Origin of the sequence: Asanoa hainanensis, from assembly GCF_900188485.1 — a bacterium.
GTDB classification, from domain to species: domain Bacteria; phylum Actinomycetota; class Actinomycetes; order Mycobacteriales; family Micromonosporaceae; genus Asanoa; species Asanoa hainanensis.
The window spans coordinates 1-14,016 of record NZ_FZPH01000001.1 but is presented as its reverse complement, the minus strand read 5'-3'; the positions used below and the strand labels follow the sequence as shown (position 1 = coordinate 14,016).

The 14,016-nt window shown below is 71.2% G+C and carries 11 protein-coding genes and 1 pseudogene; 4 read left to right on the top strand and 8 right to left on the bottom strand.

Annotated features, from left to right (window positions below):
- The first annotated feature begins 20 nt into the window (after window positions 1-20).
- Together CHC05_RS00060 and CHC05_RS00055 are read left to right on the top strand one after the other, a co-directional pair.
- Window positions 21-1,544, top strand: coding sequence for an alkaline phosphatase D family protein (locus CHC05_RS00060; protein WP_089244608.1), 1,524 nt, complete (start codon window positions 21-23; stop codon window positions 1,542-1,544).
- 8 nt (window positions 1,545-1,552) lie between these two features.
- The gene (locus CHC05_RS00055; protein WP_245870590.1) at window positions 1,553-2,770 is read left to right on the top strand and encodes a hypothetical protein; all 1,218 of its coding nucleotides are present in this window, start codon (window positions 1,553-1,555) and stop codon (window positions 2,768-2,770) included.
- Window positions 2,771-3,018: 248 nt separating this feature from the next.
- Here the strand turns inward: CHC05_RS00055 and CHC05_RS00050 are convergent, their stop codons facing one another.
- The 5 genes from CHC05_RS00050 to CHC05_RS00030 form a co-directional block, all read right to left on the bottom strand.
- Window positions 3,019-3,849 carry an alpha/beta fold hydrolase gene (locus tag CHC05_RS00050; RefSeq protein ID WP_089244606.1) on the bottom strand — a complete coding sequence of 277 codons (831 nt, stop codon included), beginning with the start codon at window positions 3,847-3,849 and terminating at the stop codon, window positions 3,019-3,021.
- Between the two features lie 82 nt (window positions 3,850-3,931).
- Entirely contained in the window at window positions 3,932-4,861 is a 930-nt protein-coding gene (locus tag CHC05_RS00045) for a Dyp-type peroxidase (RefSeq protein ID WP_089243294.1), read from the bottom strand.
- A 19-nt stretch (window positions 4,862-4,880) separates the two neighbouring features.
- Window positions 4,881-5,201, bottom strand: a complete 321-nt coding sequence (locus tag CHC05_RS00040) for a hypothetical protein (RefSeq protein WP_089243292.1) — start codon at window positions 5,199-5,201, stop codon at window positions 4,881-4,883.
- A gap of 28 nt (window positions 5,202-5,229) precedes the next feature.
- Entirely contained in the window at window positions 5,230-7,995 is a 2,766-nt protein-coding gene (locus CHC05_RS00035) for a hypothetical protein (protein WP_089243290.1), read from the bottom strand.
- Complete coding sequence (locus CHC05_RS00030) at window positions 7,992-9,767, bottom strand: HSP90 family protein (protein WP_089243288.1); 1,776 nt, start codon at window positions 9,765-9,767, stop codon at window positions 7,992-7,994. The genes CHC05_RS00035 and CHC05_RS00030 overlap by 4 nt, the downstream gene beginning before the upstream one ends.
- 333 nt (window positions 9,768-10,100) lie before the next feature.
- On the opposite strand from CHC05_RS00030, the gene CHC05_RS00025 reads away from it, so the two are divergent.
- Window positions 10,101-10,829, top strand: a complete 729-nt coding sequence (locus CHC05_RS00025) for a Crp/Fnr family transcriptional regulator (protein WP_179265987.1) — start codon at window positions 10,101-10,103, stop codon at window positions 10,827-10,829.
- On the opposite strand, the gene CHC05_RS00020 is transcribed toward CHC05_RS00025, so the two are convergent.
- A complete protein-coding gene (locus CHC05_RS00020) occupies window positions 10,781-11,959 on the bottom strand; it encodes a low temperature requirement protein A (RefSeq protein WP_089243284.1) in 1,179 nt (392 codons plus the stop codon). The two genes, CHC05_RS00025 and CHC05_RS00020, sit on opposite strands and share 49 nt — an antisense overlap.
- Window positions 11,959-12,741: an SDR family NAD(P)-dependent oxidoreductase gene (locus CHC05_RS00015; RefSeq protein WP_089243282.1), complete on the bottom strand. Its 783-nt coding sequence runs from the start codon at window positions 12,739-12,741 to the stop codon at window positions 11,959-11,961. The genes CHC05_RS00020 and CHC05_RS00015 overlap by 1 nt, the downstream gene beginning before the upstream one ends.
- A 67-nt stretch (window positions 12,742-12,808) precedes the next feature.
- Between CHC05_RS00015 and ppk2 the strand changes: the two genes are divergently transcribed.
- Window positions 12,809-13,732 carry a polyphosphate kinase 2 gene (gene ppk2, locus CHC05_RS00010; protein ID WP_089243280.1) on the top strand — a complete coding sequence of 308 codons (924 nt, stop codon included), beginning with the start codon at window positions 12,809-12,811 and terminating at the stop codon, window positions 13,730-13,732.
- A 20-nt stretch (window positions 13,733-13,752) separates the two neighbouring features.
- On the opposite strand, the pseudogene CHC05_RS00005 reads toward ppk2, so the two are convergent.
- Window positions 13,753-14,016 (bottom strand): annotated as a pseudogene (locus tag CHC05_RS00005) (IS982 family transposase); the annotation flags it as partial.

Genomic DNA, 14,016 nt, shown 5'->3' with positions numbered 1-14,016 from the left:
GCACCGTCAATGTGCTGCGCATGACACGGCTCAGCCGGCGCATCTTCGTCCTCGGTGGACTGGCCACTGTAGGTGCGACGATCGCCCCCCTGTCCAGCGCCCTGGCGGCGCCTCCGTACCCCTTCAAGCTCGGTGTCGCCAGCGGTGAACCCGCGGCCGACAGCGTGGTCCTCTGGACGCGCCTCGCGCCCACCCCACTCAACGCCGACGGCCAGGGCGGCATGCCCAACGCCGACGTGACGGTGGACTGGCAGGTGTCCACAAGCGACACCTTCGCGACGATCCAGAGCCAAGGAACGGTCACCGCCCGTTACGCCGACGCACACTCGGTGCACGTCGTCGCCAACAACCTCGCCCCGGACTCCGACTACTACTACCGCTTCCGCGCCCAGGGCCACATCTCGCCGGTGGCGCGCACCCGCACCACGCCGGCCAACGGCACCTTCGGCCGCGACTTCACGATGGCCTTCGCGTCCTGCGCGCACTACGAGAACGGTTACTACACCGCCTACCGGCGGATGGCCGAGGACCGGCCCGACCTCGTGCTGCACCTCGGCGACTACATCTACGAGGGCGGCGTGGGCAGCGGCGTACGCCAGCACGTCGGCGCCGAGATCGTCAGCCTGGCCGACTACCGGCGGCGCTACGCGCTCTACAAGTCCGACCCGGACCTGCAGGCCGCGCACCACGCCGCACCCTGGCTGACGGTGCCGGACGACCACGAGGTGGAGAACAACTACGCCGGCACCGTGCGGGAGAACAACACCCCGGTGCTGACGGCGGCGCAGTGGACCGCCCGGCGCACCGCCGCGTACAAGGCGTACTACGAGAACATGCCGCTGCGGCCGGCGTCCGCGCCGAGCGGCAACAGCATCCCGCTCTACCGCCGGGTCCGGTGGGGCGCGCTGGCCACCTTCCACATGCTCGACACCCGCCAGTTCCGCGACGACCAGGCCTGCGGCGACGGCAGCAAGGTGTGCGCGGACGCCGACCTGGCCAGCCGCAGCATCACCGGCGCGGCGCAGGAGGCCTGGCTGCTCGACGGCCTCGGTCAGAAGCTCGGCACCTGGGACATCATCGGGCAGCAGGTGTTCTTCGCCCGGCAGTTCACCTCGACCGGCGCGGCCAGCATGGACGCCTGGGACGGCTACCGCGCGTCCCGGTCGCGGATCCAGACCGGCTGGCAGCAGCGGGGCGTACGCAACCCGGTGGTGCTCACCGGCGACGTGCACCGGGCCTGGGCCAACGACCTGAAGGCCGACTACGCCAACCCGAACTCGGCGACGATCGGCACGGAGCTCGTCTGCACCTCCATCTCGTCGACCGGCGACGGCAGCGGCACGACCGCGATCCCGAACGTGGCGACCAACCCGCACCTGCGCTTCTACCAGGACCGCCGCGGCTACACCCGGACCACCGTCAGCCGTGACCAGATCCGGGCCGACTTCCGCGCGGTCGCCAGCGTCACCGAGCACGGCGCCGCCGTCACGACCGCCAAGTCGTTCGCCATCCTCGACGGCCGCCCCGGCCTCCAGGCCCTGTAGGAGACAACGTGCCACTGAACACCGTGCTCGTCGCGGCCCTGCTCGCCCTTCCGGCAGGGGTCACGGTCAGCGCAGCCAACAGCGTCGCCACCGGCGACCAGGACGGCGGCGCCGTCGCCACCAACCGCAACGGCGACGTCGCCGTCGTCTGGGAGGACGACCGGGCCGAGTCGAACCCCGGCGACAACACCAACTCCGAGATCTACGTGCGGCTGTTCCGCAACGGCACCAGCGCGTACGAGAAGAAGCTCTCCGCCGGCGGCACGGCGGGCGTGCCGTGGAAGCACGTCAGCCCCGACGTCGGCCTCGACGACAAGGGCAACGCGGTCGTGGTCTGGAACGACGATCCGGACGGCAACGGCACGTACAACGTCGTCTATCGGGTCGTCTCGCCGGCCGGCACCGTGCTCGGCCAGGGCCAGGTCAACGCGGACTCGGCCGGCCAGCAGCTGAGCCCGAAGGTGGCCGTGGACCCGGACGGCACGGCCAGCAACCCGTCGTCGGTCGCGTTCTCGGTGGTCTGGGAGGACGTGCAGGGCACGGTCACGCGGATCAAGGCGGCCGGCTACAGCAACGTCGCGACCAAGCTGTACGAGGTCGTGGCCAGCCAGTCGACCGGCGCGCACCACCTGCCCGACATCGCGGCGTCGGCGTCCGGCGACGCGCTGATCGTGTGGGACGAGGACAGCGACGGCAACGGCTTCTACCAGATCGGCCTGGTCCGGCTGGCCCGCGGCAACGGCGCGGTCAACCTGACCCGGCGAGCGGCCAACAGCAACGGCGGCGGCCAGCAACGGCATCCGGCGATCGCGGCGAACTTCACCGGCGACTTCACGGTGGCGTGGGAATCCGACCACACGGGTACGCCCGGCATCTGGTCGCGCTCGTTCGCCGCGAACGGTGACCCGAAGCACGCCGACGTGGAGGTGACCAGCACGGCCGGCGCGGCGAACCCCGCGGTCGGCATCGACGACCAGGCCAACGCCGTGGTCGGCTGGACCGTCGCCGCGAACGACGTCTGGGCCCGCGGGTTCAACCCGAACGGCACGACCGAGGGCCGGCTGCCGGCGCAGACCTACAGCAACACCACCACCGGACGGCAGGACCAGCTCAGCCTGGCCGTGTCGCCGTGGGGCGAGATCGTCGTGTCCTACACGGACGACAACGACGGCAACCTGTACGACCAGGTGCTGCTCGCGCTCGGAGGCTCGAACTCGCAGTGGTGACGGGGAGAGGTGCCCGGACCCGTGCGGTCCGGGCACCTCTTGTCCGCGTCAGCTCAGGATGCCGCCGAGGTTGCCAAGCACACCGGTGAGGAAGGTGACGACGCTACCCAGCAGAGCAGTAAGCATGTGGAGACCCCGTTCGTTCGATGCTGAAACCGGATACGACACGTGCCGCAGCCGTAACTGGCTGCAACGTCACGGTAACAGCGTGCGACGTTTGGTGGTCCAAAATCCCCTTTTGGCCAGACTTAGGCCGCCATGAAGTCCTTGATCGCGGCATCGCACTCGGCCGCGTGGGTCCACGGGATACTATGCGGCGCGCCGTCGATCGCGACCAGCTTGAGGTCCTTGACCAGCGGCGGGAGCCGCTTGCCGGTCGACGCGAACGGCAGCACCTGGTCGGCCGTGCCCTGCACCACCAGCATCGGCACGTCGATCCCGACCACGTCCTGGCGGAAGTCGGTCAGCCACGAGTCGACACAGTCGTACGTGCCGATCGGCGACGCTGTGATGCCGACGTTGAAGTGCGCGTTCCAGGCCTCCTGGCTGAGCTGCTTGCCCATGGTGTCCTTGACGTTGAAGAACAGGTCGAAGAACTGTTTGATCCACAGTGGCCGGTCGGCCGCGCAGGCCTGCTTGATGCCTTCGAAGACCGACCCGTCCACGCCCTCGGGGTTGTCGCCGGTCTTGAGCAGGAACGGCGCCAGCGGGCTGAGCAGCACGCCCTTCGAGACCCGGGCCGAGCCGTACTGGCCGAGGTAACGGGTGATCTCGCCGGTGCCCATCGAGTGCCCGACCAGCACCGCGTCACGCAGGTCCAGCGTCTCCATCAGGATGTTGAAGTCCGCGGTGAACGTGTCGTAGTCGTACCCGCTGCCCGGTTGCGAGGATTTGCCGAAACCGCGCCGGTCGTACGTGATGATCCGGTTCTTGCCCCGCAACGGGCTGACGATCTTCTCCCAGGACTGCCCGCTGAGCGGGTAGCCGTGGATGAGCACGACGGGCGGGCCCGAGCCGTGATCCTCGTAGTAGATCTTGACCGGCTCGGTGTTCTCCTGACCCACGGTCACGTACGGCATCAGCGGACCCCCGTCCTGCACGGAACGAACAGACCAGTCCACGCTGCCGACGAACGGACGCTCCGCGCATCACCCGAATACGTTAGTCGCCGAGGGCATCCAAGAACGTTTTCGACGGTACGAAGAAGAGGTTGCCGGTGACGGCGCGGGAGAAGTCGAGGATGCGGTCGTAGTTGCCGGCGGGGTCGCCGATGAACATGTTGCGCAGCATCTGCTCGATCACCGAGGGGCGGGCCGCGTACCCGATGAAGTAGGTGCCGAACTCGCCCTTGGCCGGGCTCCCGAACGGCATGTTGTCGCGCATGATCTTGTGTTCGGTGCCGTCGGCGTCCTTGATCGTGGTGAGCATCCGGTGCGCGGACGACGGGATCGCGTCGTCGTCGAGCTCCACGTTGGACAGCTTGTCGCGCCCTATGATGTTGTTCTGCTGCTCGACGGTCAGCTTGTTCCAGGCCGCCAGGTCGTGCAGGTACTTCTGCACCACCAGGTAGCTGCCGCCCTCGAAGTCGGGGTCCTCGCTGCCGATCAGGGCGGCCTCCTCGGAGGCGCGGCCGGTCGGGTTCTCCGTGCCGTCGACATAGCCGAGCAGGTCGCGGAAGTCGAAGAAGCGGAAGCCCTGCGTCTCGTCGACCGCCATGGCGGCGCCGTCGAGGCGGGCCAGGATCCGGGTGGCGAGCTCGAAGCAGAGGTCCGGCCGGGCCGCGCGGATGTGGAACACCAGGTCGCCCGGGGTCGACACGGCCTCGTGCTGCTCGCCGCGGATCGACGGCAACCGGTGCAGCCGCGCGGGTTTGGGCCCGTCGAAGATGCGGCCCCAGGCGTCGGCCCCGAACCCGACCACACAGGACAGTTGGGCCTCCAGGTCGCGGAAGCCGACGGAACGCACGAGACCCGGCAGGTCGCCACACAGGTCCCGGGTACGCGCGGCGGCGTCGGCACCGTCGTCGATGGTGACGACCAGCACGAACGCGGCACGGCTGAGCGGCGCGAGCACCGCCTGCGGCTCGATCATGGCGCCACGTTACCGGGACTCAGTCGATGGCGCGGTCCAGCTCGGCCCAACTCACATTGAGGGTGACCAGGGCGCCGTCGCCCGTGCCGCTGACGTGGTCGACCTGGGCGCCGCTGACGTACACGTCGTTCTCGAACTGCTCGCCGCGGTCGACCAGCAGGTAGCCCGTGGCCATGTAGAGCTCGGCCGGCCCGGCCGGGAGCTGGGGCCGGATCTCGGTGTCGGGCTGCTGGACCGCGTCGACCATGCCGACCGGCACGCCGGCCGCGTCGTGGACCTCCATGCCCGGCGAGACCTGGGCGATGGCGGGCGGGTCGTCGGTGGCTTCGATGGTCGACATGACAGGGGAATGCCCCGATCCGGACCGATCAAAACCGGTCTTCTGCTGCGGCGGACAGCGCACTCTCCAGCTGACCGCGCAGGGCCCGCTCGTCGTCGGGCACCTGGGCCAGCGCGGCGGACAGCACCGGCCCGGCCTCCGCCGCCCGCCCCACCGACCGCAGCAGCTCGCCGTGCAGCAGGCCCGCGAAGCCGACCTGGGTGCCGGCGCCCAGCGACCGAAAGCCCTCGGCCGCCCGGGCCGCCCGCGGTATCGCCTCGTCCGAGCGGTCGAGGCGATCCAGCAGCCGGGCACCGTCGTAGTCGAGCATCGCCCGCTCCCAGATCGCGTGCGGCTCGTCGGGCAGCGCCGCCGCGGCGGCGTCGGCCTCGGCCAGCGCCGCCAGCGCCGGCTCCGGCTGGGCCGCCCACAGCAGCGAGGTGGCGTGCCGGCGGCGGGCGCGCAGGGCGTCGACCGGTCGCTTGGCGGTGGACCAGGCGGCGGCCGCGTCGGCGAACCGGGCTGCCGCGGTCGCGTCGCGGTCGAGCCGGTCGAGCGCCTCGGCGAGCCGCTCCGTGATCTGGGCCAGGGCCTCCGGGTCGTCGCCGGCGGCGATCGTCGTGGCCATCGCGGTCAGCTGGGCCAGCACCGACTCGTGCTCGGACAGTTCCTGGTAGACCGCGACCAGCAGGTCACGGACGGCCAGCGCCTGCGGCTCGCCGGCGGCCTCGAACGCGGCGAGCGCCTCCTCGGCGACCTCCGCCGCGTCCAGCGGCCGACCGGCGTTGAGGTACGCGATCGCCAGCTCGAACTGGGTGTGCGGGACGGTCTCGCGATCGTCGGCGGCGGTCAGCGCGGCGATCTCCTCGGCCAGCGGGGCGATCGCCTCGGCGGCCCGCGCCGAGTTCGCCAGCAGGCCGGCGCGCTGCCGGGTGACCAGACGGCGTACGGCCGGAGCGCACGGCGCCGCGAGCCCCTCGTCGAAGGCCACCAGCGCCTCCTCGCCCCGGTCGAGCTGGCGGAGCGTGACACCGTGCAGGAAGCAGGCGTGCGCGAGCTCGTCGGGCAGGCCGGCCGCCCGGAACCGGTCACGGCTCTCGGCGGCCGCCGCCTCGGCCTCCTCGGTCTCGCCGAGCTGGCCGAGCGCCTGGGCCCGCAGCGCGAGGATCTGACCGTACACGGAGGGGTCCTCCGCGGCGTCGGCGTGCTCCTGCGCCATCCGGCCGGTGGCCACCGACTCCGGGATCAGGCCGGTGGCCGCCTGCGCGTACGCCAGCCGCAGATAGGCCCGGGCGAGCCGGCTCGGCGTGCCCTCCGCCACCAGGTACGCGGTGGACGCCTCGATGAGCTCCCGGCCCTCGCGCGCGCGGCCCGCCCGCAGCAGCCCCATCCCGAGCCGGCCGCGCACCACCTGACGGCGCACCTCGTCACCGGCCGCGGCGTAGAGCGCGTCCGCCTGCCGCCAGGCCGTCTCGGCGCCGGCGGCGTCGTCGTCGGCCGACGCCCGGCTGCCCGCGGCGTCGGTGCGGCGGGCTTGTTGCAGGTCGGTCAGCGGCCCAGAGCCGTAGCGCTCGTCGAAGGCGGTCCAGGCGGCGAACGCCTCCTCCTCCCGGCGCCCGCGGAAGGCGGCCTCGGCCAGGTCGAGCAGCTCGTCGGGAGTGTCGGTGACCGGCACCGGATCCGTCCACACCGGACGCACCGGGGCCGGCTCCGCGACGGCCGGCGCGGCGTGCGCGCTCCGGGAGCCCGGCACCGCCAGCCGGAAGTTGGCATCGATCGGCACCGCGGACAGCGTCTCCCGCGTGCCCTCCGACTGGTGGGCGGTGCCGTTGCGGGCGTCGAACCGGGCCGCGAGCTCGAGGGCCCGCGCGGACAGCTCCTCGGCGACGGCGCCCACCGACCGGCCGGCGACGGTCAGACCGCCGTTGCCGGACGTGTCGAGGCCGCGCAGCACGGAAGCCGCGGCCGCGGCGAACGTCATCGTCGCGAACGGGGTCGGCGAACGTTCCAGCCAGCCGAGGTGCCGCTCGACGATCTCCAGGCCGAGGACGTCGTTGCCCGTCAGCCGACAGAACGCGACGTGCTGCGCGATGTCGGCGAGGTCGGCCAGGTGGGTGCGGTGCAGCCGGTACGCCCGGCGGTGCGCGTCCCGGGCCGCGTCGGCGCGCCCGGTGCGCAGGTAGGGCAGCAGCAGCGTCGTGTACATCGACTGCGGCTGCTCGGTGCAGGTCAGCCGGCCGGCGAGCACGGGTTCGGCGAGGGCGACCGCCTCCTCGTCGCGGCCGCGCGTCGCCAGCCAGACTGCCTTGTTGGTCGGGTCACAGCCAACGCAGTCGGACAGGTCGTCGCGCGGCGCCGTGTTCCAGCGGTCGAACCACTGCTCGGCCGCGTCGAGGTCGCCCACGTGCCGGGCCAGCAGGTGCCGGTGTGCGTAGACGGCGTGCGGACTGTGGCCGCCGGCGCGCCATCGGCGCTCCATGTCGTCGAGGACGTCCACGGTGCGCCCGAGTGGGATCTCCGGGAACTTGTTCATCGCGTTGACCATGGCCTTGAACGACCAGAGCAGGCTGTGCGTCCAGCCGCCGTGGCGCACAGGGTCCTGATCGAACTCGGTCAGGCACCAGCTGAACGTCACGAACGAGCGGGCCGGCTCGCCGCCGTAGATGTAGCCGGTGGTGGCCAGCATCCGGGCCTCGAACGCCTCGTCGGTCAGCCGCTGGGCGTCGGCGTGGGCGATCGCCTGCTCCAGCAGGGCGATCTGCGCGGCGCCGTAGGGCAGCTCGCGCGCCTGGTCGAGCATCTCGGTGACGTTCACGGCCCGGCCTCCGGATCGGTCGGCACGGCCCGGTCGAGCAGCCCCAGGAACGATCGGTTGAGCAGGGCGGCGTCGGCCGGGCGGATGGGGTGGTAGCCGAGCAGCAGGGCCTGGCCGTAGAGCGCCTCGACGGCGAGCTCGACCAGGTCGGCGGTGGGCAGCACGGTGATCCGGCGGACCAGCGCGTTGCGGTGGTTGAGCACGAGCTGCGGGCGGGTGTCGGCGCGGCGGTCGTCGAGGGCGGCCAGCACGTCGGACCAGACCGGGTCGGCCTTCTCGCGGGTGGCCCGCAGCTCCTGCCGGAACGTCGTCTCCCGGTCGACCAGGTAGAGGGCCGGCACCGACGGCGGGTCGAAGGCGCGCAGCACGACCTCGCAGCCGAGCCGGTCGAGCGCGCGCTGCGCGGCCGTGCTGAACCCGCGCAGGCCGAGCTCGACGGCCGGGTCGACGGTCTCGAACCGGGTGGCCAGGTCGGTCGGGTCGAGCCGCTCGATCCGCACGCCCCGCTCGACCTGGGCCAGCCGCTCGATGATCTCGGCGTCGTAGGTGTAGCCGGCGTTGACCAGCGCCAGGTCCTGCGCGGCGGCGATGCCGGCGAGCTGGCGGAACTGGTCGGTGGTGGCGCTGTAGCGGATCACGCCGTGCCGCTCGCGGAACTCGCGCAGCGTCATCCGGCCGACGTTGGTCTCCATCGGCCACCACGACGCGACCAGGTCGAGCATCACGTCGTCGTGCAGGGCCAGCGCCTTGACGCCGAGGTGGTGCACGTGGAGGAACTCGCCGAGCCGGCGCGGGTCGGTGCGGGCCAGCCGGACCAGCCAGCCGCGCAACTGGTCGCCGAGCGCCTCGCGGGTGCTGTCGAGCAGGCCGTCCTCGTAGAGCGCCTCGCGGCTGGCGGTCGGCCGCAGCTCGCTGGTGTCGACCACGCAGCGGGCGAAGAACGCCCACTCGGGCAGCAGCCGCTCGGCGCTCTCGGCGAGCAGCATGTGCTTGAGGTAGACCCGGTGGCCGCCGCGCTGCGCCGGGTTCAGCGGCTGCGGCATGACGAACGCCGCGCCGGTCAGCCCGGCCTCCGGCACCGCCAGCGGGATCACGTCGAACGGGGTCAGGCCCATGGTGCGCTCGGCGTACGCGGTCCACGCGCGGGTGCTGGTCGTCTCCCACGGCGCGCTCACCACCGGGCCCGTGGTCGGTGTGCCGTCGACGGTCACCTCGACCGGCAGCTGGTCGCCGTAGAGCCGCGCCAGCTCGAGCACCGTGGCCGGGGCGAACCAGCTCTTCGCGCCGGGGCGGGGCAGCAGGGTGACGGTGGTGCCGACCGGGTGCTCGCCGTCGACCCGCTCGACCAGGTAGCGGCCGTCGTCGTACCCCGTCCAGCGCACGGCGGGGTGACCGGCCGCGCGGGTGAGCACGACGATCTCCCGGGCCACCAGGAAGCACGACAGCAGGCCGATGCCGAACTGGCCGAGGAACTCGTGGCGGGCGAAGCCGAGGTCGTCGCGTTTGGAGCTGCGGCCGATGGTGGCCAGCAGCTCGTGGACCTGCGCCTCCGTCAGCCCGACGCCGGAGTCGGTCACCCGCAGCCCGTCGCCGGCGGTGTCCAGCGCGACGCTGCCCGGCGCGCCCGGCTCCTTGAGGCGGCGCGCGGTGATCGCGTCGACGGCGTTCTGCAGCAGCTCGCGGACGTAGACCCGCGGGCTGGCGTAGAGATGGTGGCTGAGCAGGTCGACCAGGCCGGCGAGGTCGACCTGGAAGGTGCGGTGAGCGTCCATGGCGGTGCCCAAGGTACCGCCCGTCCGCCCGTCCCGTGTGCCCCCGCCACGGTGGCCGCCGTCGGGCCACGGCGGCCACCCCCAGTAACGCCTCCGGCGTTTTCTGTCGTGCCAATGACAATTGCCATTGCCGCAACACCATGGTGTGCGATTGACTTGCGTTCGTCAGCATCCATACTGGACATCGGACGACGTGGTTTACGACTACCGATCGACCTGCGATGCTGGTTGGTTCACAATCGCTCCGCCGGCGAATGAGCCAACCTATTCATGTCATGCACAACGGTGATTCACCCGGACCGACCACCAGCGCCACCCGACCGAGGGAGCCCGATGGCCGACGATTCCGCGCGCATCCCGACCGACGCCCAGATCACCACCACTCTCGCCCGGTGCCCGCTCTTCCGTGGCCTGCCGCCGGACGCGCTGGCGGACCTGACGACGCAGGTGACACCGTTCGCCGTACACCCCGGCATGATCCTCTGGAACCAGGGCGACGAGCCGCTCGACCTGGTGGTCGTGCACAGCGGCCAGGTGTGCGAGTTTCAACCGAGCCGATCCGGGCGCCGTTCCGTGTTGCACGTGAAAGGCCCGCCTCACGCGGTCGGCGACATCGCGGTATTCGACCGCCGCCCGCACCTGGCGTCGGTGGAAGTAATCCGCGATAGCGTCATTCTGGCGATTCCCGCGCCACCGGTCGTGACGATGGCGGCGGCGTCGGTGCTACTCACCCGCAATGTCGTTCTGCAATTCGCCGGACACGTGCGCACCCTGGCCGAACAACGCGCCGACCTGATGATTCTGGACCTGGCCCGGCGCGTCGCGAAGGCGTTGTTGCGGATGGCCCGGCACACCGACCCGATGAGCGTCGACATCGGCGTCACCGTGCTGGCCAACGTGGCCGGCGGCGCCCGCCAGTCGGTCAGCGCCGTGCTGTCCCGCCTGGAGCGCCGCGGCTGGCTGGCTCTCGAACCGGGCCGCATCCTGCTGCTCGACGTGCCGGCCCTGCACCGCTACGCCGGGCTGGATCCGGCCGATTCCACGTTGTGCCGGCGGGCGTAGCGCACCTGCCAGACCGCGACCGCCACCAGAGCCAACGCCAGCCAACGCGCCTCCAACGACCAGCCCAGGGCCCCCAGCAGCGCGCAGGCCACCGTCGCCGGCAGGACCCGGCCGTAGAGCCAGCCCTTCGGCGCACCGGTCAGGAAGCCGACCACCGTCGTGGTGAGGAAGTAGAGCGCCAGTCCCCCGCACAACGCCCACCGGGACGCGAGCGACAGCGGCTCGGACGGGTCCTCCGCCAGCATCCCCAGGCCCGCGGCCACGCTGGTGATGGCCATGGTGAGCAGGAAGTGGGCCGGCAGCCCCAGCCAGGCCTCGATGCGGTGCTCGCCGAACCGGGGCACGGCCAGGGCTCCGTATTCGAGGGTCAGCCACCACAGGCAGACCAGCAGGCCGAAGCCCGCCAGGGCGGCGATGAACAACGGCCGGGTCCAGTCCACCTCGGCGGCCGCGAGGACGACCTGGGCCACCGCCTCGCCGAGCACGATGATGATGAACAGGCCGAGCCGCTCGCCGAGGTGGGTCACGTCCACGCTGGCCGGGGCCAGCTGACGGGACTGGCCGCGCCGGGAGGGCGAGCGGCGCATCCGCGCGAGGAGCTCGGGTCCGCGGCTGCCCTGGTACACCGAGATGGCGATGTCCAGCACGACGCCCGCGGTCCACAGCCAGTAGCGGGCCGGCGGCTGGACCCAGATCGACACCACCCACGGCACGAAGCCGGCGCCCGCCTGCGCCGCCGGCCAGCTGAACAGCAACTGGCCGGTCCGCCGCCAGGAGAGCATCCCGAGCCAGCGGCAGCAGACGTACGCGATCGCGAACGCCTCACCCCGGTCCCCCGCCGCCTCGGGGATCGCCGCGGCCATCACCGCGATGCCGAACATCGCCACGAGCATCGCCCGCGTACGCGTCTTCGTGGCGGCGACGTTCGCGTACAACGTGAAGCTGGTCCACACGCTCCAGACCGCGTAGAAGAGCACCACGAACAGGCCCGCGTCGCGCACGGTGGGCTCACCCTCGAGCTGGTGCGCGAGCTGAGCGACCGCGACGACCACGACCAGGTCGAAGAAGAGCTCCAGCCAGGACGCGTGCCGCTCCGCCGCCGACGTGGCCGGCGCCGGCCCGGCCGGCATCAGGGCAGGATCGCGTCGACGTAGCCGCCGTCGACGCGCAGCGCGCCGCCGGTGGTCGCCGACGCCTGCGGCGAGCTCAGGTACACCACCATGTTCGCGATCTCCTCCGGCTCGATCAGCCGCTGGATCAGCGACTGCGGCCGATACTCTCGCATGAACCGCCGTTGCGCCTCCTCCCACGGGAGGTCACCGGGCACGAGCTGGCGGACGAAGGTCTCCACCCCACCGGTGTGCGTCGGCCCGGCGATCACGGTGTTGACGGTGACGCCCGAACCGGAGGCGGCCTTCGCGAAGCCGCGCGAGACGCCGAGCAGCGCGGTCTTGGTCATCCCGTAGTGGATCATCTCGGCCGGCGTCACCACCGCGGAGTCGCTGGCGATGTACTGCACCCGTCCCCAGCCGCGGTCCATCATGCCCGGCAGGTAGTGCCGGGTCAGCCGGACACCGGCGAGCACGTTGGTCTCGAAGTAGCGCTGCCACTCGTCGTCGGTGATCTCCAGCGGCGGCCGCGCCTCGAAGATCCCGAGGTTGTTGACCAGGATGTCCGCCTCGGGCTCGGCCTCGATCAGTGGGCCGGCGTCGGCCGCCAGGTCGACCGCGACGGCCCTTACGACCGCGCCCGTGGCCCGCAGCGACTCCGCCGCCGCCTTGAGCCGTTCCTCGTCGCGCCCGGTGAGCACCACGCGCGCGCCGGCGGCCGCCAGGCCGGCCCCGATGGCCAGCCCGATCCCGGAGGACGAACCGGTCACCACGGCCGTCTTTCCCGACAGGTCGATCATCATTCGCCCACGCTACCGCTGTTCACCCGATGCGCGATTGATGGTCACCGTGGCTGGGTAGCGTCACCCCATGAGCGCGGACAGTGGCACCCCGAACTTGCTCAACAGGTACGACGGCTACAAGGTGCTCGACGACGACGATGACGACCCGGTCCTGCTCAAGTCCGACGGCGAGCTGGTCGACACCTGGCGCGAGAACTACCCGTACGAGGAGCGGCTCGATCGCACCGACTACGAGCGGGACAAGCGCCTGCTGCAGATCGAGCTGCTCAAGCTGCAAAACTGGATCAAGGCCAACGACCAGCGCCTGGTGATCCTGTTCGAGGGTCGGGACGCGGCCGGCAAGGGCGGCACGATCAAGCGCTTCATGGAGCATCTCAACCCGCGTGGCGCCACCGTGGTCGCACTGGAGAAGCCCAGCGCGCGCGAGACGTCGCAGTGGTACTTCCAGCGCTACATCGCCCACCTGCCCGCGGCGCGCGAGATGGTGCTGTTCGACCGGTCCTGGTACAACCGTGCCGGTGTCGAGCGGGTGATGGGCTACTGCACCCGGGGCGAATACCTCGAGTTCATGCGGGAGACGCCCGAGCTCGAACGGATGCTGGTGCGTTCGGGGATAAACCTCATCAAGTTCTGGTTCTCGGTCACCCGGCACGAACAGCGCACGCGTTTCCTGATCCGCCAGGTCGACCCGGTGCGCCAGTGGAAGCTCTCGCCGACCGACCTCGCGTCGCTCGACAAGTGGGACGAGTACACCGAGGCGAAGGAGGCGATGTTCTTCTACACGCACACCGCCGACGCGCCGTGGACGATGATCAAGAGCAACGACAAGAAGCGCGCCCGGCTGGCCGCTATGCGCCACGTGCTGACCCGGTTCCCCTACGACAACAAGGACGAGGAGATCGTGGGTACGCCGGACCCGCAGATCGTCGGCCCCGCGAGCGAGCTGTTCGAGGACGGCGAGCCGCACGGGCGGGCGTTCACCCAGTTCTAGACGAGTAATTCCTAACGGGTTCAGTGGTCGTAGGCGATGAGTGACCTGGTCACGGGCTGGCCGGTTGCGCGGTTGTGCCAGATGGCGGCGGTCATCGCGAGTAGTCGTTGAGCGATGCGGGCACCGACACCTTCGATGGTGCGTCCGCCGTGTAGTTCGAGGTCGAGTTGGCCCTTGAGGGTGTCGTTGACTGACTCGATGAGTTGCCGGACGGGTTTGAGCAGGTGTTCGTCCGGTCGTGGGGTCCGGTTGCGGTACGAGGGTCGTAGTAGCCGGATCCCGCG